Origin of the sequence: Streptomyces swartbergensis, from assembly GCF_002148965.1 — a bacterium.
GTDB classification, from domain to species: Bacteria; Actinomycetota; Actinomycetes; order Streptomycetales; family Streptomycetaceae; genus Streptomyces; species Streptomyces swartbergensis.
Genome location: NZ_NGFN01000129.1, coordinates 1 through 21,730 on the forward strand (window position 1 = coordinate 1; position 21,730 = coordinate 21,730).

At 71.8% G+C, this 21,730-nt stretch carries 18 protein-coding genes and 5 pseudogenes; 12 read left to right on the forward strand and 11 right to left on the reverse strand.

The genetic code is table 11. The features are described from left to right. From CA983_RS47980 to CA983_RS21110, 3 genes are all read left to right on the forward strand, one after another. On the forward strand, positions 1–765 hold a 765-nt coding region (locus CA983_RS47980), incomplete at its 5' end, for a M20/M25/M40 family metallo-hydrolase (protein WP_244207034.1). Between the two features lie 207 nt (positions 766–972). Further along, on the forward strand, positions 973–1,221 hold the full coding sequence (locus CA983_RS47985) for a hypothetical protein (RefSeq protein WP_244207035.1): 249 nt from the start codon (positions 973–975) through the stop codon (positions 1,219–1,221). Between the two features lie 127 nt (positions 1,222–1,348). After that, on the forward strand, positions 1,349–1,972 hold the full coding sequence (locus CA983_RS21110; protein WP_086602466.1) for a chorismate mutase: 624 nt from the start codon (positions 1,349–1,351) through the stop codon (positions 1,970–1,972). Here the strand turns inward: CA983_RS21110 and CA983_RS47990 are convergent. Further along, positions 1,969–2,186 (reverse strand): annotated as a pseudogene (locus tag CA983_RS47990) (SRPBCC domain-containing protein); the annotation flags it as partial. The gene CA983_RS21110 and the pseudogene CA983_RS47990 overlap by 4 nt on opposite strands. Positions 2,187–2,311: 125 nt before the next feature. Between CA983_RS47990 and CA983_RS21120 the strand changes: the two are divergent. After that, complete coding sequence (locus CA983_RS21120; protein WP_086602467.1) at positions 2,312–3,067, forward strand: thioesterase II family protein; 756 nt, start codon at positions 2,312–2,314, stop codon at positions 3,065–3,067. A 143-nt stretch (positions 3,068–3,210) separates the two neighbouring features. On the opposite strand, the gene CA983_RS21125 is transcribed toward CA983_RS21120, so the two are convergent. Further along, on the reverse strand, positions 3,211–5,253 hold the full coding sequence (locus tag CA983_RS21125; RefSeq protein ID WP_086602468.1) for a CocE/NonD family hydrolase: 2,043 nt from the start codon (positions 5,251–5,253) through the stop codon (positions 3,211–3,213). A 48-nt stretch (positions 5,254–5,301) separates the two neighbouring features. Continuing rightward, positions 5,302–6,597 (reverse strand): ATP-grasp domain-containing protein, encoded by a 1,296-nt coding sequence (locus CA983_RS21130; RefSeq protein ID WP_086602469.1) that lies wholly within the window; start codon positions 6,595–6,597, stop codon positions 5,302–5,304. 211 nt (positions 6,598–6,808) lie between these two features. On the opposite strand from CA983_RS21130, the gene CA983_RS21135 reads away from it, so the two are divergent. Continuing rightward, complete coding sequence (locus tag CA983_RS21135; RefSeq protein ID WP_086602470.1) at positions 6,809–7,714, forward strand: SDR family oxidoreductase; 906 nt, start codon at positions 6,809–6,811, stop codon at positions 7,712–7,714. Here CA983_RS21135 and CA983_RS47995 read toward each other — a convergent pair. From CA983_RS47995 to CA983_RS21150, 3 genes and pseudogenes are all read right to left on the reverse strand, one after another. After that, positions 7,711–8,366 (reverse strand): annotated as a pseudogene (locus tag CA983_RS47995) (ATP-binding SpoIIE family protein phosphatase); the annotation flags it as partial. The gene CA983_RS21135 and the pseudogene CA983_RS47995 sit on opposite strands and share 4 nt — an antisense overlap. Before the next feature lie 49 nt (positions 8,367–8,415). Beyond that, positions 8,416–8,631 (reverse strand): annotated as a pseudogene (locus tag CA983_RS49580) (PAS domain-containing protein); the annotation flags it as partial. A gap of 142 nt (positions 8,632–8,773) precedes the next feature. Then, positions 8,774–9,391, reverse strand: a complete 618-nt coding sequence (locus CA983_RS21150; RefSeq protein WP_086602473.1) for a LysE family translocator — start codon at positions 9,389–9,391, stop codon at positions 8,774–8,776. A 111-nt stretch (positions 9,392–9,502) separates the two neighbouring features. On the opposite strand from CA983_RS21150, the gene CA983_RS21155 reads away from it, so the two are divergent. Next, positions 9,503–9,955, forward strand: coding sequence for an Lrp/AsnC family transcriptional regulator (locus tag CA983_RS21155; RefSeq protein ID WP_086602474.1), 453 nt, complete (start codon positions 9,503–9,505; stop codon positions 9,953–9,955). Positions 9,956–9,976: 21 nt separating this feature from the next. On the opposite strand, the gene CA983_RS21160 is transcribed toward CA983_RS21155, so the two are convergent. Beyond that, positions 9,977–10,927, reverse strand: coding sequence for a phosphotransferase (locus tag CA983_RS21160; protein WP_086602475.1), 951 nt, complete (start codon positions 10,925–10,927; stop codon positions 9,977–9,979). 174 nt (positions 10,928–11,101) lie between these two features. Here CA983_RS21160 and CA983_RS21165 point away from each other — a divergent pair, with 174 nt between their 5' ends. Both CA983_RS21165 and CA983_RS21170 read left to right on the forward strand, forming a co-directional pair. After that, positions 11,102–11,938 (forward strand): alpha/beta fold hydrolase, encoded by an 837-nt coding sequence (locus CA983_RS21165; RefSeq protein WP_086602476.1) that lies wholly within the window; start codon positions 11,102–11,104, stop codon positions 11,936–11,938. Positions 11,939–12,012: 74 nt separating this feature from the next. Continuing rightward, a complete protein-coding gene (locus CA983_RS21170; protein WP_086602481.1) occupies positions 12,013–12,669 on the forward strand; it encodes a DUF5701 family protein in 657 nt (218 codons plus the stop codon). 115 nt (positions 12,670–12,784) lie between these two features. Here the strand turns inward: CA983_RS21170 and CA983_RS21175 are convergent. Further along, positions 12,785–13,054 (reverse strand): annotated as a pseudogene (locus CA983_RS21175) (MFS transporter); the annotation flags it as partial. Between the two features lie 156 nt (positions 13,055–13,210). Here CA983_RS21175 and CA983_RS21180 point away from each other — a divergent pair. Next, a complete protein-coding gene (locus CA983_RS21180) occupies positions 13,211–14,722 on the forward strand; it encodes an MFS transporter (protein ID WP_107500257.1) in 1,512 nt (503 codons plus the stop codon). Positions 14,723–14,763: 41 nt separating this feature from the next. Here CA983_RS21180 and CA983_RS21185 read toward each other — a convergent pair whose 3' ends face one another. Then, positions 14,764–15,282, reverse strand: coding sequence for an ATP-binding protein (locus CA983_RS21185; protein ID WP_086602477.1), 519 nt, complete (start codon positions 15,280–15,282; stop codon positions 14,764–14,766). A gap of 246 nt (positions 15,283–15,528) precedes the next feature. Here CA983_RS21185 and CA983_RS21190 point away from each other — a divergent pair, with 246 nt between their 5' ends. Continuing rightward, the gene (locus tag CA983_RS21190; RefSeq protein ID WP_086602478.1) at positions 15,529–17,280 is read left to right on the forward strand and encodes a SpoIIE family protein phosphatase; all 1,752 of its coding nucleotides are present in this window, start codon (positions 15,529–15,531) and stop codon (positions 17,278–17,280) included. Here the strand turns inward: CA983_RS21190 and CA983_RS21195 are convergent. Beyond that, positions 17,244–17,951 carry a B3/B4 domain-containing protein gene (locus tag CA983_RS21195; RefSeq protein WP_086602479.1) on the reverse strand — a complete coding sequence of 236 codons (708 nt, stop codon included), beginning with the start codon at positions 17,949–17,951 and terminating at the stop codon, positions 17,244–17,246. The two genes, CA983_RS21190 and CA983_RS21195, sit on opposite strands and share 37 nt — an antisense overlap. Positions 17,952–18,016: 65 nt before the next feature. Then, positions 18,017–18,854, reverse strand: a pseudogene (locus CA983_RS21200) (EamA family transporter). A gap of 117 nt (positions 18,855–18,971) precedes the next feature. Here CA983_RS21200 and CA983_RS21205 point away from each other — a divergent pair. Together CA983_RS21205 and CA983_RS21210 are read left to right on the forward strand one after the other, a co-directional pair. After that, a complete protein-coding gene (locus CA983_RS21205) occupies positions 18,972–19,556 on the forward strand; it encodes a helix-turn-helix domain-containing protein (RefSeq protein ID WP_086602480.1) in 585 nt (194 codons plus the stop codon). A 275-nt stretch (positions 19,557–19,831) separates the two neighbouring features. Then, positions 19,832–21,721: an ATP-binding cassette domain-containing protein gene (locus CA983_RS21210; RefSeq protein ID WP_425276463.1), complete on the forward strand. Its 1,890-nt coding sequence runs from the start codon at positions 19,832–19,834 to the stop codon at positions 21,719–21,721. Positions 21,722–21,730: the final 9 nt, after the last annotated feature.

Sequence of the window (21,730 nt, forward strand, 5' to 3'; positions counted from 1 at the left end):
GTGAAGTGGCGGTGCTCACATCCCTATGGACGGCCTTCTTGGCGAAACCAACTCGCCCCCGCCGTACGCCGTCTGGGCGCGACCGTACGGATCGTCGACAACCCGGTGCCGGACGCGGGCCCGTTCCTGCTCGCCCACCGGCACGAGGCCGACGGCCTGCCCACCGTCCTGCTCTACGGCCACGGCGACGTCGTCCCCGGCCAGGACGGCCGCTGGCGCACCGGCCTGTCCCCCTGGGAACTCGTCGTCGAGGGCGACCGCCTCTACGGACGCGGCACCGCCGACAACAAGGGCCGGCACACCGTCAACCTGGCCGCACTCGAACAGGTCCTGGCCGCCCGGGGAGGCCGGCTCGGCTTCAATCCGAAGGTGCTCGTGGAGACGGGGGAGGAGTCGGGCTCACCGGGCCTGCACGCGGTCTGCCGCCGGCTGGCGGACGACCTGGCCGCCGACCTGCTCGTCGCCTCCGACGGCCCACGCCTCGCGGCCGGCCGCCCCACCCTGTTCCTCGGCTCGCGGGGCGCCGTCGACGTCCGCCTGCGCGGGGCCCTGCGCGAGGGCGCCCACCACTCGGGCAACTGGGGCGGCGCCCTGCGCAACCCCGCCACGGTGCTCGCCGGGGCCCTGGCCACCCTGGTCGACTCCCGGGGCCGCATCCTGGTGGAGGGACTGCGACCGCCGGCGCTGTCCGAGCCCGTCGCGGCCGCCCTGACGGACCTCACCGTGGGCGGCGGGGGCGGCGACCCGGAGGTGGACACCGACTAGGGCCAGCTGGGCCTCACCCCGGCCGAACGCGTCTTCGGCTGGAACACCCTGGAGGTCCTCACCCTGGCCGCCGGGGATCCCGCCAAGCCCGTCGGCGCCATCCCCGGCACCGCCCACGCCGACGTCCAGCTCCGCTTCGTCGTCGGCACGCCCTGGCGCGACCTCGAACGCACCGTCCGCGACCACCTCGACGCCCAGGGCCTGTCCATGGTCGGCGTCGAGGTGCTCCAGGCCGTCCCCGCGACCCGCCTCAGCCCGGACGACCCGTGGGTCCGCTGGGCCGTGGACTCCCTGCGGCACACCACGGGCAAGGAACCGGCCGTCCTGCCGAACCTCGGCGGCACCCTCCCCAACGACGCCTTCGCGGACGTCCTCGGCCTGCCCACCGTGTGGATCCCGCACTCCCACCCTTCCTGCTCCAACACGCCCTCGACGAACACTTGTTGGGGTCGGTAGCCCGCGAGGGGCTGCGCATCACGGCGGGTCCTTTCTGGGACCTCGGTGAACCACGCGCCGGAGGCGATCGGTAGGTTGCCGGACAGCGCCGCTGTCCGGCGCTTCGCCCCCACGGAAGGACACCCCTGTGCGCCCTCGACGTCTCCGGCCCGCCCTCACCCTTCTCAGCACCCTGGCGACCGCGGCGACTCTGGCCCTCGGGACGGCGGGCCCGGCCGCCACCGCCGAGCGGTCCGCTCCCGGACGTCACACGGCGGCCGCCGCCCACGACTTGACGTCGGTGACCGAACTGCTCGCTCAGCGGCTGCTGCTGGCCGACAAGGTCGCCGCCGCCAAGTACGGCACGGACACGCCGATCGACGACCCGAAGCGCGAGGCGCAGATCCTGGACGACGTCCGCTCCCGGGCGGCCGGCCTCGGCCTCGACCCGGACGCCGTGGCCGCCGTGTTCCGGGACCAGATCGACGCGAACAAGCTGGTGCAGCGCGGCCTGTACGCCCGCTGGGACGCGAACCCCGGCGAGCGCCCCACCGAGCGGCCCGACCTGGCCAAGGAGGTCCGCCCGGCCCTCGACCGCATCACCACACAGCTGCTGGCCGCGCTCGACGACACGGAAAGGGCCCGGACCCTGCCGTCCTGCGGCTTTCGCCTGGCCACGGCCGCCGGCTGGTCCGCGTACACCCACCGGCTCGACGGCCTGCACCTGAAGGGGCTCGGGCGGGCGCTGCCGTCCGTGTGCGCCGCGCCTTAGAGGTCCCGGCCGGTTTCGACGAACCGGGCCAGATTCTCCAGGGCCATGCGCGTGCCCGTCTCGTTGTCGGCGGCGGGCACGGCGTCGGGCCCCCCTCGTGGACCATGAGGACGTCGGTGCCACCGCCCTCGGCGTCGGTGAGTGTCGTCGTCAGGGTCGTCGTGCCGCCCAGCGCGGGGTCCACGGCCTCGAAGGCGAGCACCTCGGAAACCCGTCCGAGCGCTGGGTGCCGACCTCAGAATGGGAGGCGCACGACGGCCTGCGCCTGCCTGGTCAGTCGTCCCGCGCAGCCGAGTCCCCGCGCAACCGAGGTCCCGCGCAACCGACCAGGAAGGCCCCATGACCACGACCGATCCATGGATACGGCGCTACTTCCCGAGCCCCGACGCCCCCGTGCAACTGGTCTGTCTGCCGCACGCGGGTGGTTCGGCGTCCTTCTTCCGGCCGGTGGCCCAGGCACTGAGCCCCCAAGTCGAGGTGCTCGCCGTCCAGTACCCCGGGCGCCAGGACCGGCACCGCGAGCCCATGATCGACACCATCGGCGGCCTCGCGGACCAGGTGTGCCGGGCCGTGACGGGCGCGGTGGACCGCCCCTACGCCCTGTTCGGGCACAGCATGGGCGCACTCCTGGCCTTCGAGGTCGCCGTACGGCTGGAGCAGGACGGGCGGGTCGCCGAGCGGGTCTTCGTCTCGGGGCGCCGCGCACCGTCGTGCCACCGCGACGAGCAGGTGCACCGGCGCGACGACGCCGGGATCGTCGCCGAACTGCGCGGGCTCAGCGGCACCGACCAACAGGTCTTCGGGGATGACGAGTTGATGCGCCTGGTCCTGCCGGCCGTCCGGAACGACTACCGCGCGGCGGAGACCTACGTGTGCGCGACGGACCACCGGCTCCGCAGCCCCGTCACCGCTCTGAGCGGAGACGACGACCCCAAGGCGAGTCAGGAGGAGGTACGCGCCTGGAGCACGCACACCCGGGGTGCCTTCGAGATGGAGCGGTACCCCGGCGGGCACTTCTTCCTCGTCGACCACGCTCCGGACGTGATCCGTCTCATCCGCGAGCGGCTGACCCGGCCCGCTGCCGCGCCACGCTGAGCGAGCCGTATGTGTGTCGCGTAAGTCGAGCAACTGCTCCATCCCGCGCATGCGACCCGCCGCGCCCCGGGGACCGGCCACGCGCTGACGGCCTGGTCACCCGGGGAACCGCGGCAGCACGGCTGCCGCCACCCTGCGCCCCGCTACAGCAGGTCGCGCGGTACCCGCTCGTTCCAGGTGCGGGAGAACACCCGGCGGTCGGCCTCGTACGCGTCGAGGGTCGCGTCCACGAAGAAGTCCGTGTCGTCACACCTGAGCTGGGTGTGCGTCACTACCCGTACGTCCCAGTCGTCCCGCTGGAACCGCATGGTCCACGTGGACTCGCCGTTGACCGAGGTGAAGTCGTCGGCGACCGCGGTGTAGCGCTCGTGGGCGCGGCGCCCCGTCTCCAGGTTGATGTCCTCGAAGCGGAGCGTGCCCCGGTCCTTCACGATGTCCAGCTCGGAGTGGTAGCCGATCAGGTCCCGCTTGACCTCCCAGCGCTCCTCGGGGGGCGTCACCTGGCTCGTGGCGAGCGGGGGAGTGCCCTCGGGTTCGCCGAAGGGGGAATCCGGCACCTCGTCCGGTTCCTCCACCGGCCGCACCGGCAGGGTGAGCGTGCTGGAGTGCTCGTGGACGCTCAGCACGGCGGGCTTCGGCGGTGGCCAGGCCAGCGGCCAGTAGGACGTGGAGAGGGAGAGCCGGATGCGGTGGCCGGGCGGGAACGCCTGGGCCACTCCGTTCAGCGGGACGGTGGCGCGGTAGCGGCGGCCCGGCTCCAGCGGCTCGGGGGACTCCGTGCTGTCGCGGCGGGTGAGGTTCAGGATGCCGTACGAGACACGGGTCGCGGAGCCGTCCGGGCTCACGTCGGACAGTCGCGCGGCCACCATGGCGACCGGTTCGCTGACCGACAGGTCGAGTTCCACGGTCGGTGAGCCGAGGATCTCCACCGGCTCGGTCAGCGGCTCGGTGTCGAAGACGAGGGAACCGCCGTCCTCCTCGCGCTGGTCGTACGGCAGGTCCGGGGGCGCGTTGTAGGAGGCCCACTTGCCCGCGAACTGGCCCACGGACAGCGGCGACTGCACGGTCATCGCGTCGCCGTCGGGGGCATTCCCCTCGTCCGACGGCTCACGCGGAGGCCCGATCGTGTGCCGGGTGAGCGGATGGACGGCCGGCCGGATGTGCGGGGAGGGCCAGTCCGGCTCGCCGACCCAGCGTCCCGGCCGCTCCTCGTACGCGGTGGAGGGCGGCACGCTGTCCTGCATCCACGCCTGCAGCATGGGGCCGTCCATGACGCCGTTGTCGACGCCCTTGAGCCAGTGGTCCCACCACCGTACGAGCTCCTGGAGGTAGCCGATCGCCGGGCCGGGCTCCCCGAGGTGGGGGAACTTGTGCGACCAGGGGCCGATCAGCCCCTTGCGGGGCACGTCCAGGTGGCCGAGCAGCCGGGTCACGGCGTTGGAGTAGCCGTCCGCCCAGCCGCTGGAGGCCAGCACCGGGCACTGCACGCTCTTGTAGTCCTCGCACACCGAGGCGTGCCGCCAGTAGTCGTCCCGGCGCTGGTGGCGCAGCCACTGCAGGACCCAGGGCTCGGTCTGCTCCAGGCGTTCGTGCCACATCTCGCGCCAGCGGTCGCCGACCACGGCCGGGTCCGGCGGACAGGTGCCGTAGGCGAACATCGTGCCCGCCTCGGCCAGGTTGTCCGACAGCAGGGCGCCGCCCATGTAGTGCATGTCGTCGGCGTGCCGGTCGTCGGTGAAGGAGGCGATGGCGATGGCCTTCAGGCCCGGCGGCTGCCGGGCCGCCACCTGGAGCGCCGCGAACGCGCCCCAGGAGATGCCCATCATGCCGGTGCCGCCGTCGCACCAGGGCTGCTCCGCCAGCCAGGCCAGCACCTCCTCCGCGTCCGCCTGCTCCCGTTCCAGGTACTCGTCCCGGAGCACGCCCTCCGAGTCGCCGGTGCCGCGCAGGTCGACGCGGACACAGGCGTAGCCGTGACCCGCGAGATACGGGTGGTGGATCGAGTCGCGTACGGCCGTGAGGTCGCGTTTGCGGTACGGGATGTACTCCAGTACCGCGGGCACCGGCTCATGGTCCGAGGAGGTGGGACGCCAGATGTGCGCGGAGAGCCGGACCCCGTCGGACATCGGGATCGTGACGTGCTCTTCTTCCTTCGTGGCGTGGGGCAGGTTGGTCACGTAACGCATGGAACCCACGTGCTCCTTACTCTCGTGGGGGTTCACTTCGGCGGGGCTTCACTCCTTCGGGGGTTCGTCGAAGGCGAGGCCGAGGGCGGCCACGCAGTGGTCGAACTTCTCCCGCAGCTCGGCTTCGTCCGCCCCGCCGGTGAAGATGTGCGCCAACTCGTAGCTGTAGCTGTCCTGTCCGGGAAGGTCCGAGAGCCGGGTGCCCTGCTCGGGGACCACCTCGATGCGCACGCCCGGCGTTTCCCGCTCGATGCGGGCGATCTCCTCGGGCCCGGGCACCCGGCGCACCACGCCGTCGGTGAACCAGCGGTGGTACCACTTCGCCGCCATCGCGTACGGGCCCTCGCGGTGCGGCATGCGCGGGTCCTCACCGAGCGCGAGGCTCACCATGCAGTGGTGGTTGGGGACGCCGTCGACGTACTGGAACAGCTCGGCGTGCGACTGGGAGTGCCGGGGGTTGATCTCCAACAGGTTGATCGACTGCGTCCGCGGGTCGTAGAAGTACTCGATGCTGAAGGTGGCCGAGTCCATTCCGATCTGCCGCATCACCCGCTCCGAGACGTCGTGGAGCTCCGCGATGACCGCCGGCGGCAGCGTCGAGGGGTACTGGTGGCGCAGGAAGCAGGGGGAGTCCGGGTACTGGATGGAGTCCAGAACGCCGTAGACCGTCACCTCGCCCTGGTGGACATAGCCCTCGACGGCGACCTGGACGCCGGACAACGACTCCTCCGCCAGACAGACCCGGCCGCCGACGCCGTCCATCTCCGGAGGCAGGTCGATGCGTTCGAGGATGTGCTCGAAGGGGCGGCCGATGCGGGAGATGCCGTCGCGGATCTCGGTGACGGCCTTGCGGAACTCCTCTTCGTCATCGACTCCGAAGGCGAGTTCGGACGAGTAGGAGAGCGCGGGCTTGACCCACATCGGGAAGGTCACGTTCTCGGGCGGGCGAGGCGGCTCGGCCGACAGGTCGACCCTGTCGAAGCCCGGGTGCCGGTCGGTCACCTTCTGCTGTTCGAGGCGGCTCCAGTACTTGTGCTCGCACTTGACCACCGACTCCAGGCTCGTGCTCCGCGTTCCGTAGCGTTCGCTCAGCATCGGCACGAGGGTGCTGACCGGGAAGTCCCAGTAGCCGACGATCGCGTCGATGCTGCCGTCGAAGGCGTCCAGCACCTCCCGGGCCTTGTCGAACAGCGTGGGCAGGTGCACTTCGCCGTACTGAAGTTCCTCGATGGTCAGCAGCTGGTGAAAGCGCAGCCGGTCAGCTCCGGGAACCTCCCGGAGCGTGGGCAGATTGGCCTCGTCGAGCCCGATTACGAAGACGTTCTTCACCGTCTCGTCAGACACGGATCTCCTTCCGACAGCAGGCCCTCCGGCCGGGCCTTCCAAGATCGACTGAGTACCCCTTGCGGGTGCGGCCATGCCGGTCGGCGCGGCGCCGGCCGGGCGGCAACGGGGAACATGCCTGCCGCCGATGTGGGCACGCGGTGCGGGGAAGAAACGGCGTGACCCCAGGTGAACGGCCGCGCCGTGGACGACACCGGCGAAAGGAAAGCCCGTGCAGCCCGAGCAGGAACGGTCCGCACCACAGGTGGTGTCCGAGCCCGCCCCGCCCTACGACTCCGACAAGCAACAGCGGCCCGGCCTCGAGGCCGATATGCGCACCCCGCCGCGCTACCGGGCGAGCCGCTACCGGGCCAGCGGGAAGCTGGAGGGAAAGGTCGCGCTGATCACCGGCGGCGACTCGGGTATCGGACGGGCGGTGGCGCTGCTGTACGCGCGGGAGGGCGCCGACGTCGCGCTCGTCCATCTGCCGGAGGAGCAGGTGGACGCGGAGCGGGTCCGGCGCGAGGTGGAGGACCAGGGCCGGCGTTGTCTGCTGCTGCCGGGTGACCTCACCGACCCGGCGTTCTGCCGCGAGGCCGTCGAGCGGACGGCGGCGGAGCTCGGCGGGCTGAACATCCTGGTGAGCAACGCCGCGTACCTCAACAGCAAGCTGGAACTCGACCAGTTGACCGCCGAGGACTTCGACCGGACGTTCAAGACGAACGTCTACGCGTACTTCCACCTGCTCATGGCGGCGCTGCCCCACCTGGAGCCCGGCGACGCCGTCATCGCCACGGCCACCGAAGAGGCGCTCAAGGGCAGTACGACGATGATCGACTACGCGGCGTCCAAGGCCGCGCTGATCACCCTGAGCAAGTCCGTCGCCGTGCACCTGGCCAAGCGCGGCGTGCGCGCGAACGTGGTCGCGCCGGGCCCGACCTGGACGCCGCTCAACGAGGCCGACCAGCACATGCCGCCGGACGGGCTCGCCCACATCGGCAGCGAGGCTCCGCTCCAACGCGCGGCCCAGCCGGAGGAGATCGCACCGACGTACGTCTACCTCGCCTCCGACGCCGACTCCAGCTACACGGTCGGCGAGGTCATCGCGGTGACCGGCGGCATCGTCGACACCCGCTAGCCGTCAGCCGCCAGTGACTCCGTGGACAGCGACTGTTCCGCCCAGATCGTCTTGCCCGTGGGGGTCTGGCGGCTGCCCCAGCGTTCGGAGAGCCGGGCGACGAGCAGCAGTCCTCGTCCGCCCTCGTCGAACACGCGGGCCCGGCGCAGGTGGAGTGCGGTGCTGCTGCCGTCGGACACCTCGCAGATGAGGGCGGAGTCGCGGATCAGCCGCAGTTCGATGGGCGCGCCGCCGTACCGCAGCGCGTTGGTGACCAGCTCGCTGACGACGAGTTCCGTGGTGAACTCCGCCTCCGCCAGCCCCCAGGCGGCCAGTTGCCCGCCCGCCATCCTGCGGGCCCGGGCCACGGCCGCGGGCTCGGGCGGCAGCTGCCAGGTGCGCACCTTTCCGGCGTCGAGCGCGGCGGTCCGGGCCGGCATCAGCAGATGTCGTCGGCGGGACGGCCGGTCAGCACGGTGCGCGGCACCTGCTCACACGTGTCCTCCAGCTCCCCGGCTGGGTTGCCCAGCGCCTCGCGGAGCAGGGCGAGCCCGGCCTCCATGTCGTGGTCGGCGGCGTTGATCAGCCCGTCGGTGTAGAGGGCGAGCAGGCTGTTCTCCTCCAGCCGCACCTCGACGGCCTCGAACGGCAGGCCGCCCAGGCCCAGCGGCGGCCAGCATCGGCGTGCCCTGAAGCCGGACCACGACACGGTCGCCGTCCCGGTGCCGTAGCGCGACCTCACCGGCCCAGCGCTGCCCGTCGGCCACGTGAGGTCGCGTGGCACCGGGCAGGTCGGCGGCGAGCAGGCGCGTGGTGGCCCGGTCCACGATCTCGTCGGGTTCGTATCCGAGCAGCCGTCGGGCGCCGTCGCTCCACACCGTGATCAGCCCACGGGCGTCGACGACGACCGCCAAGTCCTCCGGTACGCGTCCGTGCACGGTGCCTCCGGATGTGACCCCCTGCCGCTTCCCCGGTCATCATCTCAGGGAGGGCCGCCGGGTACCCCTTTGCGGCTTCCCGCCACCGCCCCCGTCGGGTCCTGAAACGCCCTGCCGGTCAGTCACCGTGAGGAGCGCATCGTCAGCCGGCCAGGCGTTCCACCAGCAGGAACCCGCCGATGGCGATCATCAGTGCGCCGGAGACACGCGTGACCGCCCGGGCCGCGGCGGGCCTGGTCTTCAGGACGGTGCGGGCCAGGACGCCGACGGCGAGGTAGACGACGGCGCAGGCGGTCATGTGCAGGGTGCCGAGCAGGCCGGTCTGCGTGGCGACCGGCCAGCCGCCCGCGGGGTCGATGAACTGCGGGAACAGCGAGAAGTACAGCAGCAGCGCCTTCGGATTCAGTCCGCTGATCCCGGCACCCTTGAGCATGATCCGCAAGCGGGAGGAGCCCACCTCGTCCTCGGAGGCCGTCAGGACGGCAGGCTGCCTCAGCACGCCGCAGCCGAGCCACACCAGGTAGCCGGCCCCGGCCAGGGTCAGCGCGGTGAGCAGGGTCGCCGAGTTCGCCACGACCACCACCAGGCCCGCGACGGCGAGCAGGGTGTATCCGGCGTATCCGGCTATCAGCCCGGCGACCGCGGGGACGACCGACCGGCCCTTGACGCCCGCCGTGATCGCATAGGCCCAGTCCGCTCCGGGTGTGAACACCAGCAGCAGATCCACCGCCAGGAATGCCGCCAGTGTCGTCGTTTCCATCGATCGGTCCCTCTCACGTGCCTTGTCGCGAGAGGAAGGCTAGGTCGGATCAGCCCGAAAGTGTTCCCTTCTTTACTCCTTGATCGCGCCATCTGGGGCAGAATCTTCTCCATGGATGCCCTGGACCGGAAAATTCTTACCGAGCTACAGCTCGACGGCCGTCTCACGGTCACCGAGCTGGCCGCCCGGGTGAAACTGAGCGTCTCGCCCTGCCATCGCCGCCTGCGCGACCTCGAACGCGAGGGCGCGATCCGCGGCTACCGGGCCGTCGTGGACCCGGCCGCCGTGGGTCTGAATTTCGAGGCGCTCGTCTTCGTCACCCTGCGCTGGGAGGACGCCGACACCGTCTCCGCGTTCGAAGAAGGCGTGGCCGCCGTCCCGCACGTGCTCCAGGCGCAGCGCCTGTTCGGCGACCCCGACTACCTCCTGCGCGTCGCCACCACCGACCTGGCGGCCTTCCAGCAGCTCTACGACCAGCGGCTCGCCCGGCTGCCCGGCGTCCAGCGCCTGAACTCCACCCTCGTCATGAAACACGTCGTGGACGACCGGCCCCTGCCCGAGTGAGCGGAGCCGGCCGCCTCTCGCTCAGCCGCCCAGACCACCGGCGAACGGCATCGTCCGCCACTGTTCGATGGCCGGCCGCAACGCGTCGACGAGCATGGGCAATTGGGGTGCGAGTGCGAGACACGCCACCGCGCGGGACATGCCCACGGCGTTGACGACGCGCAGCACACCCTCGTCCAGCCGCCGCAGACCCCGGCGTTCGGCGGCAGTGTTGTAGGCGGCCTCGCACTCGGGGCCGAGAGCCGCCAGGTCCCATTCGACCGGTCCGAAGGTCGTCAGCTCGAAATCGGAGTACAACTCGCCGCCCTTGGCGGAGACGATGTTGGCCGCGGGGGAGTCACCGTGGATCGGCTGGAACTCGATGCCCGGGAACGCCGCCTCGAACCCCGCGCGTGAGCTGATGACGGGCTCCAGGACGTCCCACTCGCGCCGCGCGCGGTCGAGGTCGGCCGGGTCCAGCAGGTCGGGCCGCCCTTCGAGCGCGGCGAGTCCCTCGGAGACGAACCGCGGTTCGGCTGCCGACAGGAACGGCAGGTCACCCGGGTACGAGCGCAGCGCCGCGTGCAGGTCGGCGACCAGGCCGGCGTTGTGCACGTAATCGGGCTCGACGCTCTGGTCCAGCTCGACGAACTGCCAGAACGTCATCGAGAAACCGTCCCGCCGCACGGGCTCGCGCGGCACGAGCGGACTCGGCGGAATCACCGGGTGCCTCTGTTCCGCCAGCCACGCCACCACATCGAGCTCCAGCCGCTGCCGCGCCGCCTGTAACTCGGGGCCGGAGTACGACGGCAGGACGGTCGGCACCCGCACCACCACGGGTGACGGAGCGAGGTGCACCACGACGGAGAACACGTCGTAGAGCACCCTCGCGTCGGTCACCGTGAGCCCCAGATCACGCCCCGCGGCGACGGCCGCGGCGAGTGCGCGGGACTTACGGGCGTCGATCTGATGAGACGTCAAGAATGCTTCCATGCGGCGATGGTGTCACGCAGGTCACGGCGGTGCGACGGGTTGACGATCTCCGAGCGACTGCTCCTGTGCGCTCTCGGTCAAGAACCGGTGCGTTCTCCGGCAACCGGCCGCACGGCCCCGGTCCTAGCGTTGCCAGGTCCCCTCACCAGCCACCCGGAAACGAGGAAGCAGCGCATGCCGTACATCACCGTGGGCCAGGAGAACTCCACCGCCATAGACCTCTACTACGAGGACCATGGATCCGGGCGGCCGGTCGTCCTCATCCACGGATTTCCGCTCGACGGCCACTCCTGGGAGCGGCAGACCGCCGTGCTCCTCGACGCCGGCTACCGCGTGATCACCTACGACCGGCGCGGCTTCGGGCAGTCCGCCCAGCCGACGACCGGCTACGACTACGACACCTTCGCCGCCGACCTGAACACCGTGATGGAGACCCTCGACCTGCGGGACGCCGTCCTCGTCGGGTTCTCCATGGGCACCGGCGAGGTCGCCCGGTACGTGTCCCGGTACGGCTCCGGCCGGGTCGCCAAGGTCGCCTTCCTCGCCTCGCTGGAGCCCTGCCTGCTCAAGTCCGACGACAACCCGCAGGGGGTCGCCCCGAAGGAGTTCTTCGACGGGATCGTCGAGGCCGTCAAGGCAGACCGCTACGCGTACTACACGGACTTCTACAAGGACTTCTACAACCTCGACGAGAACCTCGGCACCAGGATCAGCGAGGAGGCCGTCCGCAACAGCTGGAACGTCGCCGCGGGCGGCGGCTTCTTCGCGGCGGCCGCCGCGCCGTCGACCTGGTACACCGACTTCCGGGCCGACATCCCGGCGATCGACGTGCCGGCCCTGATCCTGCACGGCACGGGCGACCGCATCCTCCCCGTGGAAGGCACCGCCAGGCAGTTCCACAAGGCTCTCCCGGCCGCCGACTACGTCGAGATCGAAGGCGCCCCGCACGGACTGCTGTGGACCCATGCGGAGGAGGTCAACTCGGCACTGCTCGCCTTCCTGGAGAAATGATCCGTCGCGGGAACGTCACGGCAGACCGGCACGTTGCACATGAGTTCGCCCACGTCACCGACCACGGGAGCATCGTGCCCGACGCCACGCCCGACACGTCCACCGTCCTCCCCGCACTCCCGGCCCTGAGCGCGCAGGCGGAGCGGCTGATCGAGCTGGGGGTGCACGAGATCGCCGGGCTGTCCGCCGAGGAGATCCGTACGTTCGCCGCCGAGACCGACGGCGAGGGCGCCCTGCTGGCCGTGCACCCGGACAGAGCCCCCGCCTCCGCCCTCGCACCGCTGCTGCGCCGCGAGGGCAGACCGGGCTTCGTCGTCCTCGACATGCCCGACGTCGACGAGTTCAGACCCTCCGCCGTCGAACTGCCCGACACCCCGCTCTACGTCGTCACCGGCGTCGACCGCGGTGACCGCATGGCCAACTGGAGCCCGGACGAGGCACTGCCCGCCCTCACCAAGGAGGACCGCACGCCGCTGCTGCTCACCGAGGGCATTTACTGGGTGCTCCAGGAGCCGGCGGTCCTGGAGCGCAACCGCTGCTTCATGACCATCGGGTCCCGGCTGCGCAAGCCCAACGGCAGCATGGACGCCCGCACCCCGGCGATCTGGATCAGCAACGGCACCGGACGCGACGGCCGCGAGCGCCGCAACGCCCCCAAGGTCGGCTGGTGCTGGTGGAACAACCGCCACACCTGGCTGGGCTTCGCCTCCACGACGGGCCGCAGGTCCTGATCCCGGGCATCGGCACGAACTGCAGGGCTGCGCCCCGGGGCAGCGGCGGGCCGGTACGACCGCCGCCGCTGCCCCGGGCCTGTGACGCGAAGAACCGCAGCCGTCCGACGGAAGGTCAGAACCTGGGCCGAGGGGCCCGCGCCTCGACGATCTCCGCGGCCTCGGCCTGCGTCTCGACGGACGGCGGCGAACCCGCCAGGGGCTTGTTGGCGGTCTCCTTCATGCACAGGACGGCGATGACGCCGATGACCGCGGCACCCGTGGAGTAGTAGGCCGGCATCAGGGTCGAGTCGAAGGCGCTGATCAGGGCGGTGATCACCAGGGGAGTCGTACCGCCGAAGACCGACGTGGCCAGGTTGTAGGCGACCGAGAGGGAGCCGTACCGGTCCTTCGCGCGGCACCCGGATGCCTACCGGGAGTAATGACCGGGTGCGTTCGGTGAGGCCCGCGCTGCCCGCCGGCCGTGGTGTGCCGGTGCCCGGAGGGGGAACTTGGTTCGCCGGTGCCCACCTGGGGTGCCCACCCGGTGAGAGGAGCCCATGTGACAGCGTCAGCGGCGGGCGACCGGAACCCGGGCGCGCAGGAGGCCGGATACGAGCCGGATCCGCACCGGTGGCGGGCCCTGTGGGTCACCCTGGTGGCCGGCTTCATGAGCCTGCTGGACGTCTCGATCGTGGCGGTCGCCCTGCCCTCCGTCCAGCGCGGCCTGGACGCCTCTCCCGCGCAGGTGCAGTGGGTGGTGTCCGGATACGCCCTCGCCTTCGCTCTCGCGCTCGTCACCGCCGGCCGCCTCGGAGACGCGCTGGACCGGCGCCGCATCTTCCTGCTGGCCCTCGGCGGCTTCGTGGTCTGCAGCGCGGCCTGCGGGGCGGCCCCCAGCATCACGCTGCTGGTGGTGGCACGCCTCGCCCAGGGCCTGGCGGCCGGCTTCATGGCTCCCCAGAACTCCGCGCTCATCCAGCAGATGTTCCGCGGTGCCGAACGCGGCCGTGCCTTCGGCTTCTTCGGCGCCACCGTCGGCATATCGTCCGCCGTCGGCCCCCTCGCCGGCGGGCTGATCCTCGCCCTGGCCGCCGGCGACCAGGGCTGGCGGTGGATCTTCTACGTCAACGTCCCCATCGGCATCCTCGCCGTCCTCCTCGGCCGCCGCCTGCTGCCCCGCACCCGGCGGTCCGGCCGGCAGCACGTGGACCTGCCCGGCGTCGTGCTCCTCGGCCTCGGCGTCCTCGCGTTGATGTATCCGCTGGTCCAGGCGGGCTCCGGCGGCTTCGGCGGGCTGTGGTGGATGTTCCTCGCCGGTGCCGCGATCCTCTTCGGCTTCACCCGCTGGCAGCGACGCCTCGTCGAACGGGACACCCAGCCGCTGCTCGATCCGCGCCTGTTCACCACCGTGCGCGGCTACGCCGTCGGCGCAGGCGTCGGCACGCTCTACTTCATCGGCTTCAGCGGCGTCTGGCTGGTCTTCGCGCTCTTCTACCAGGACGGCCTGGGCTTCTCCCCGCTCCGGTCCGGCCTCGCCGTGACTCCCTTCGCCCTCGGCTCCGCCTGTGCGGCCGCGGTCGCCGGCCGGCTGGTGGACCGGCTGGGCCGCATGCTCACCGTGGGCGGCCTCACGGCCGTGATCGCCGGGCTGGGCGGCACCGCGCTGCTGCTCCGCTTCGCACCCCTCGACATCGCGCCCTGGGTCGCTGCCCCGGTGCTGTTCCTGGGCGGCGTCGGCAGCGGCTGCGTGATCTCACCCAACATCACGATGACCCTGCGCGACGTGCCCGTGCACATGGCGGGCGCGGCGGGCGGCGCCCTGCAGACCGGGCAGCGGCTCGGCGCCGCGGTGGGCACCGCCGCCCTGCCCGGCCTCTTCTACCTGGTGCTCGGCAGCGGCGACGACTACCGCGGCGCCCTCGCCACCGCACTGGGCGCCGCCCTCCTCGGCATGCTGGCGTCCCTGGCCCTCGCGACGTCCGACTGGAGGCGCGACCGGCGGTCGCGCCAGCGGCACGGGAAGTGCCCGGAGGATGTCGCCAACAGCCCCATACACGCCCGGCAGAACTGATTCCGCCGCGCGCCCACCGCATACGGAGACCGTCGGCCGGGTCAGCCGGCGGCCAGCACTGACCTCCCGGCACCGGCACCCTCACCGGCACCGGCGCCCGCGTGGTCGTGCGGCGCCAGCCGCAGGTAGGCCGTGATCTGCTTTCCCCTGGCCCGGCGCGCCACGGCGACCCGGTCACTGACCGTGTGCACCAGGCGCAGTCCGTGGCCGCCGACGCGGAACCGGTCACCCTGGCGCACCGTGGGCTGCTCCGCCGAGGTGTCCCGCACGGTGATGGCCAGCTGTCCCCGGAACAGCCGCAGGATCAGCTCGCAGGGTCCGGGAGCATGCCGGATGGCGTTGGTGACCAGTTCGCTGACGACGAGTTCGGCGTCCACGGCCAGAGAGGCCGGAATCGTGGCGGGGGCGATGTTCGGGCCGTGGGCGAGGAAGGCGCGCAGGGCCAGACGCGCGTCGACGGCGCTTGCCGCGCCGTCGTCCCAGGCCGCGCCGAAACGCAGCGTGGCGTGCTCGTCCGCGCCCGGTCGATCTGCCGCCTGCTTCCCAAGCGGGAGGACCATACGGATGCTCTTTCGTTGTGTTCGCCCCTGCCGGGGTCGCTCTGTCGCCCTGCGTTTACCCGGGCGCGCTCCACCCATACCAGGACAGCCACCAGGCGTTCTCGGCACGCTGCTCCCGGCGGTATCAGCCACGCGGGGGCTGGTTTCGAGGCCACGGGGCACACGGGATGCACACAGGAGGGCATCCCCCGGTGGAAGGGCCGACAGCCGACCGGGGCGGCCGATCAGCGAGGAGGCGACGACGACATGGCAGGGCCGGAGCATACGGAGACAGCCGCGCGACGGTCCGTGGCCGTACTCGGCACCTCGCTGACCCGAAGACTGGACGCCATCGGTACCGGCGCCTACGTCGTGGACGAGGAGGGCCGCATCCTCGCGGCCAACACCCGCGCCCGGGACGTACTGGCCCGGTCCACCGAGGACCTGCTCGGTCATGACGCGCACGACCTGCTGCACCGGGACGCCCACGGGCGGCCGCTGCCCAGGACCCGGTGCGGAATGCGGCAGGCCTTCCACGCCGGGCGGACCGCCCAGGCCGATGAGGACTACTTCGCACGCGGCGACGGTTCCCTGCTGCCGATCTCCTGGCTGATCACCCCGTACGACATCGGCGACGACGGAGCCGGCACGCTCGTGCTCTTCCACACCGTCGAGCCCGCGCCCCAAACCGGCCCGCAGCCGGAGCCGACGGGCCGGCCGCTGCCCGAGCTGGAACGGCTGTCCCTGCTGGCCGACGCCACCACACGGCTGACCTCCACGCTCGACGTCGACGAGGCGCTGGAACGCCTGGTGAGCCTGGTCGTGCCCCGGCTGGCGGACTGGGTGATCGTCGATCTGATCACCGAGCACGACGAAGTCTGGCGTTCCGAAGTCGTCCACGCCGACGGCGGCACCCTGGTGCGCCGGGACGACTTGCAGGGCCCGATGCCGCCCGTCCCGGAGGCGTCCCCGATGCCCCTGTCCAGAGCGCTGCGCGGGGTGGCTTCCACGGTGGCCGGGCCCGACACCTACTACCAGCGCGAACCTGATTCCGGCATCGCGGTCGAGCAACGCCGGCTGTTCGACAGCACGGGGATGCACTCGGCGGCCATCGCGCCCATCCGCAGCACCCGCGCGGTCCTCGGGGCCTTGACGCTGGGCCGGGCCGAGGACCCGGTCCCCTTCACTCCGGCCGATCTCCCACTGGTCGAGGACATCGCACGCCGGGCCGGGCTCGCCCTGGACAACGCCCGGCTGTTCCAGCGCCAGCGCAAGGTCGCCGAGACCATGCAGAACCATCTGCTGCCCCAGATGCCGGGGGTTCCGGGCCTCCAGATGACCGTCCGCTACCTGCCCGCACCCGACGCCTCACAGGTCGGCGGCGACTGGTACGACGCCTTCCCCATGTCCGACGGATCCACCGCCCTGGCCGTCGGGGACGTCGTCGGGCACGACCTGGAGGCGGCGGCCGGCATGGCGCAGGTGCGCAACATGCTCCGCGCCTACGCCTGGTCCCAGCACGAGCCCCCCAGCCGGATCGTCACGCGGCTCGACGAGGCGCTCCAGCACATCACGGACGTCGACATGGCCACGATGATCTTCGCCCGGATCGAGGCGGCGGACGACGGCCGGTGGCAGCTCTCCTGGACCAACGCGGGCCACCCGCCGCCCCTGCTGATCAGCCGCGACGGCCTCGCACGCTACCTCACGGACGGACACGGCATCCTGCTGGGCGCCAGTGCCGGCACCCCGCGCCCCGACGCCACGACCTTGCTCCCGCCCGGATCCACCCTCGTGCTGTACACCGACGGCCTGATCGAAGCACCCGGCCACAGCCTCGACGAGGGCCTGAACCGGCTGCGCCGGCACGCCGCCGCCCTCGCCCACCGCCCCCTGTCCTCCTTCACCGACCACCTGCTGCGCCGCGTCCGCCCCGCCGAGAACGAGGACGACGTCGCCCTCCTGGCCCTGCGCACACCTGCTCAGGCGGTGGCCCGGGGCTCGGCCGGGCTGAGGTAGTACACGGCGGTCCGCGCGGCATGCGGGGCGAGCAGACCCTGCAACTCCTCCGCCGCGACCTTGAGGAGGTCGCCGTCGTGCGTGGCGCGGAGGGTTTCGAGGACGAAGGCGACCTGCGTGGAGTCCTCGGTGACGCGGGTGCGGTGGGCGTCGCGGTGGTTCCAGTGGCGGGTCAGGACGCCGGTGGCGTCCGCGTAGATGATCTCGCCGGGCTTGGGGTGCTCGACGGTGTCCGGTTCGCCGAGCGGGGTGAAGGACTCGGTGCCGTCCGCGCGGCGGATGGCGACGTCCCCCGCGACGTGGGCCAGGTCGAAGGCGCCGGCGGGCAGGCCGTGGCGGACGGAGACGGCGTTGTAGGAGTCGACGGCCGCGTTGATACGCGGCAGTGTGCCCTTCCTGGCGAGGCGGCGGCCGAGCGCGTCGACGCTGGGGCGGATGCGGCGCGGGTTGGTGCCGAAGGAGCGGTAGGCGGTGTGCCAGGCCTCGATGCGCGGGTCGGTCTCGTCGGCCGGCTGCCACGAGCCGTCGGCGAGTTGCTGCTCCAGGTCCTCCAGGGCGGTGGCGGTGTCGGGCCAGGTTTCGTGGCCGCGCAGGCCGGTGGCGGTGACCAGGGCGATGAGGGTGTCGGGGAAGCCGTCCGCGACGGCGGGGGTGAGGTGGAAGGCGGGCATGGCGGGTTTTCCGTTTCTCGCGTCGGGACGGGCCTTGGTTCGGTGGTGCACAAGTGCGGGGCCGCTCAGGTCAGGGCGAGCAGGCTGACCGCGACGGCGGCGGTGCCGAGGCCGGCGAGCCGGCCGCGGTGGATCCGTTCGGCGAGCACGCCGCGGGCCGGCAGGACCGTACCGGCCGGGTAGAGGGCGGTGATCACGGCGACGACGGCGAGGTCTCCACTGCGGGCGGCCAGCAGGAACAGCAGGTTCGCCACGGAGTCCAGCGCACCCGCGGCTGCCGACAGGGCGTACGCGGGCCGCTCGGTGCCCAGCCTGCGGTGCATCAGCCCCGCCGCGGCCAGGGTCACGGCCGAGGAGACCGCCCGTCCGATGATCAGCGGCGCCACCCCGCTGTCGGACGGCGCCTGGTGCAGGCAGACCAGCTGAAGGGCGATGGCGGCGCCCGCGCCGAAGGCCAGCGGCAGCGCCAAGCGGGAGGGGCGCGCCGAGCCCGCGCCCTCGTCGGCACTGACCAGCACGACCGCCACCAGTGCGAGCGGCAGCCCCACCAGCCCCGCGGCGGCCAGGTGCTCGCCCTGCAACAGACCCACACCGACGGGCAGTGCGGCCGACACCAGCGCGGTCACGGGCGACAGCACGTTCATCGGACCGATCGCCGGCGTGCGGTAGAGCAGCGCGAACGCGGCTGGCGGAGGCGACCCCGGACGCGGCACCCCAGCCGAGGGTGCCCGCGCTGAAAGAGGCTCCGAGCACCGGCCACAGCAACAGCTCGACCGCGAGGCTCGCCGGGGCCGCGTTCATCACCGTGCGCAGCACATGAGTCTTGCGGGCGCCGAGGCCGCCGAGGAAGTCGGCGCATCCGTAGGCGAGCGAGCTGCCCAGGGCCAGCAGCACAGCGATCACAGCACATCCCTTACCATTCAGTGGAACGACCAGACCGTACAACAGAACGACCGCCCGATGTCAACCAAACGACCGGGCGGTGCAGTCGAATGATCCAGCTGCAAGGATGGTGATCAGGTGGCCGAGACAGCCGCAGCCCTGCGGACGGTCGCGCGCAACGTCCGGGCGGCCCGCATCCGCGCGGGCCTCACGCTGGAGGAACTCAGCCGGCGCGCCCAGGTCAGCAAGGGCGCCCTGGTGGGACTGGAGAAAGCCCAGGGCAACCCCAACCTGGCCACCCTGGTCCGGCTGGCCGACACCCTCGGCGTCTCGGTCTCCGCCCTGATGCAGGGATCGCCCGAAGGCCGCGTCCGCGTCGTGTCCGCCGAGGCCGTGGCCCCCCTGTGGAGCGGAGGACAGGGCGGCGAGGCCCGGCTGATGCTGACGACGTCGGGACCGGCGCCGGTCGAGGTCTGGCGCTGGCGGCTGGAACCGGGCGAGGAGTACCCCAGCCACCCCCACCAGGCGGGTGTCGTGGAAACCGTCAGTGTCACCTCCGGCCGAATGACCCTGGTCGTCGACGGCACCGAGCACATCGTCGAGGCGGGCCAGACCGCCACGTTCGACGGCGACACCCCGCACACCTATCGCGGCGCGGGCACGGAAACCTGCCGCCTGATCATGACGGTCCATCTGCCGCCCGGCCCCGCTCCGGCGAGCTGACTCCCTCGCCGAGCCCTGATCGCGCCGCGGCATGCGACTGCCGCGGCGCGATCCCGCACGTACGAACCTCATCGGTCACTCCGGTTTCAGACCTCGGCGTTTCGGCCAACTCAAGCCGCCCGGGGACGGCTTCAGCACCGCGTCCACCTGTTCGCGCCCTTGCCGTGTCTGGTGTCGCACACGTCCGGAATCGATCGCGTTCGATTCCCGCGCCGCGTCGTTATGCCGTGCACGGCCGAGCCGACCAGGCGCGGCACGACCCGAGGAGCGATGCAGTGACGGTGACTGACGCCTCGATGGACAACGCGAAGACGCCACCCCCTCCACCCCCGGCCACCATCACCTTCGAGGGCAAGTTCGGCAAGAACCCGCTGGCAGACGCCGGCTTCACCGCGATGTGCCGACGTCTGCCCTCCGTGCTCGGGCGTACGGCCCGGATGGCGTGGGCCGTCGACAGGACCGGCGTCGTGCTGCTCCTCGCCTGCCAGTTGCTGACCGGCGGCGCGGCCGCCGTCGTCCTCGCCTTCACCGCACAGGCGATGACCCACATCCTCGGCACCGGCACCGTGTCCGAACGCCTGCACGCCGCGCTGCCCGCCCTGATCGTCGTGACGACGGCCGCGGCCATCGGCCGAGTCAGCGGCGCCCTGTCCTCGTACGCCGACGGACGGATCACCCCGCGGCTGACGACCGAAGCGGACATCGCGCTGGTGACCGCCGTGTGCCGCGTGGAGTCCAGCGCCTACGGTGAGGACGGATTCGCCGACCGGCAGGAGGCCGCCGAGATCGGCGTCACCCGGACCCGGCTGATGGTGCAGGACGCCCAGCGGTTCATGTCCGCCCTCATCCGCATGATCGCCGCGAGCGGGGTCGTCACGACGCTGCACCCGCTGCTGCTGCCCCTGCTCCTGCTGGCCGTCCTCCCGGCCGGCGCCGGAGCCGTCCTGTCGGCACGCGTCGACTACGAGACCCACTACCTCAACCTCGGCGACCGCAACGTGCGCTCCATGATGCGCTGGTGGGCCACCTACTCCCGCTTCGGCGACGAGGTCCGCGCCAACGGCATGACCGGCTACCTCACCTACTGGTACCGGGCCCTGTCCGACCGGATCGACCAGCGCACCCTGACCGCCGCCCCGCGCATGCTGCGCATCACCCTCGGCACCAGCGCCCTGGGCGGGGCCTTCCTGCTGTGCACCTGGGCCACGCTCGCCTGGCTCGCCGCCACCGGCCGCATCGCCCTGCCCGTCGCGGCCACCGCCGTGGTCGCCGTCCAGACCACACTGGCCGCGCTCTCCCAGTTCGTCATCCACGGCGCCGCGATGTTCCACACCTCGCTCTACCTCGCCGACATGCGGTCCTTCCTCGACATCGCAGGTGAACGCGCACCCAGGCGCGGGGACCTGGCCATCCCGGAACGAGTGGACCGGATCCGCCTCGACGAGATCGTCTACCGGTACCCCGGCAAGGCCGAACCCGCCGTCGCGGGCGTATCGCTCACGCTGCGGCGCGGCGAGATCCTGGCCGTCGTCGGCGAGAACGGCTCGGGCAAGTCGACCCTGACCAGACTCATCACCGGCGTCCTGCTCGCCGACAAGGGCCGCGTCCTGTGGGACGACACCGACCTGGCCCGGGCCGACCCCGACGCCGTGTGGAAACGCACCGCGCTCGTCCCGCAGAACTTCGCCGCCTGGCCGCTGCGCGCCCGCGAGAACATCACCCTCGGCCAGCCACGGACGAACGACGACGGACCGGTGTGGGACGTCGTCGACGCCGTCGGCATGCGCGAGGCGATCGAGAAACTGCCCCAGCGGCTCGACACCCTCCTCGCCAAAGAACTCTGGGGCGGCGCCGAGTTGTCGGGCGGGCAGTGGCAACGCCTCGCGTGCGGCCGCGCGCTCTACCGGCAGACCCCGCTCCTGATCCTGGACGAACCGACCTCGCAGATGGACGCCCGTGGCGAGCACGCCATCTTCCTGGAGATCAAACGGATCGCCGCCGAGCGCATGACGATCGTCGTCACCCACCAGCTCGAGAACACGAAGCTCGCCGACCGCATCCTCGTCATGGACCAGGGCCGCGTCATCGAACAGGGCACATACGAGGAACTGGCGAACGCCGGAGGCCTGTTCGCGGAACTCGTCTCCCTGTCCCAGGACCGGTGACGCACCATG

Bases quoted from the DNA above. Each gene is read 5' to 3' on its own strand.
- CA983_RS21165 (WP_086602476.1), top strand. From the start codon at position 11,102: ATGCCGTACATCACCGTGGGCCAGGAGAACTCCACCGCCATAGACCTC.
- CA983_RS21125 (WP_086602468.1), bottom strand. From the start codon at position 5,253: ATGCGTTACGTGACCAACCTGCCCCACGCCACGAAGGAAGAAGAGCAC.
- CA983_RS21190 (WP_086602478.1), top strand. From the start codon at position 15,529: ATGGCAGGGCCGGAGCATACGGAGACAGCCGCGCGACGGTCCGTGGCC.
- CA983_RS21150 (WP_086602473.1), bottom strand. From the start codon at position 9,391: ATGGAAACGACGACACTGGCGGCATTCCTGGCGGTGGATCTGCTGCTG.
- CA983_RS21155 (WP_086602474.1), top strand. From the start codon at position 9,503: ATGGATGCCCTGGACCGGAAAATTCTTACCGAGCTACAGCTCGACGGC.
- CA983_RS21160 (WP_086602475.1), bottom strand. From the start codon at position 10,927: ATGGAAGCATTCTTGACGTCTCATCAGATCGACGCCCGTAAGTCCCGC.
- CA983_RS21185 (WP_086602477.1), bottom strand. From the start codon at position 15,282: ATGGTCCTCCCGCTTGGGAAGCAGGCGGCAGATCGACCGGGCGCGGAC.
- CA983_RS21120 (WP_086602467.1), top strand. From the start codon at position 2,312: ATGACCACGACCGATCCATGGATACGGCGCTACTTCCCGAGCCCCGAC.
- CA983_RS21195 (WP_086602479.1), bottom strand. From the start codon at position 17,951: ATGCCCGCCTTCCACCTCACCCCCGCCGTCGCGGACGGCTTCCCCGAC.
- CA983_RS47985 (WP_244207035.1), top strand. From the start codon at position 973: ATGGTCGGCGTCGAGGTGCTCCAGGCCGTCCCCGCGACCCGCCTCAGC.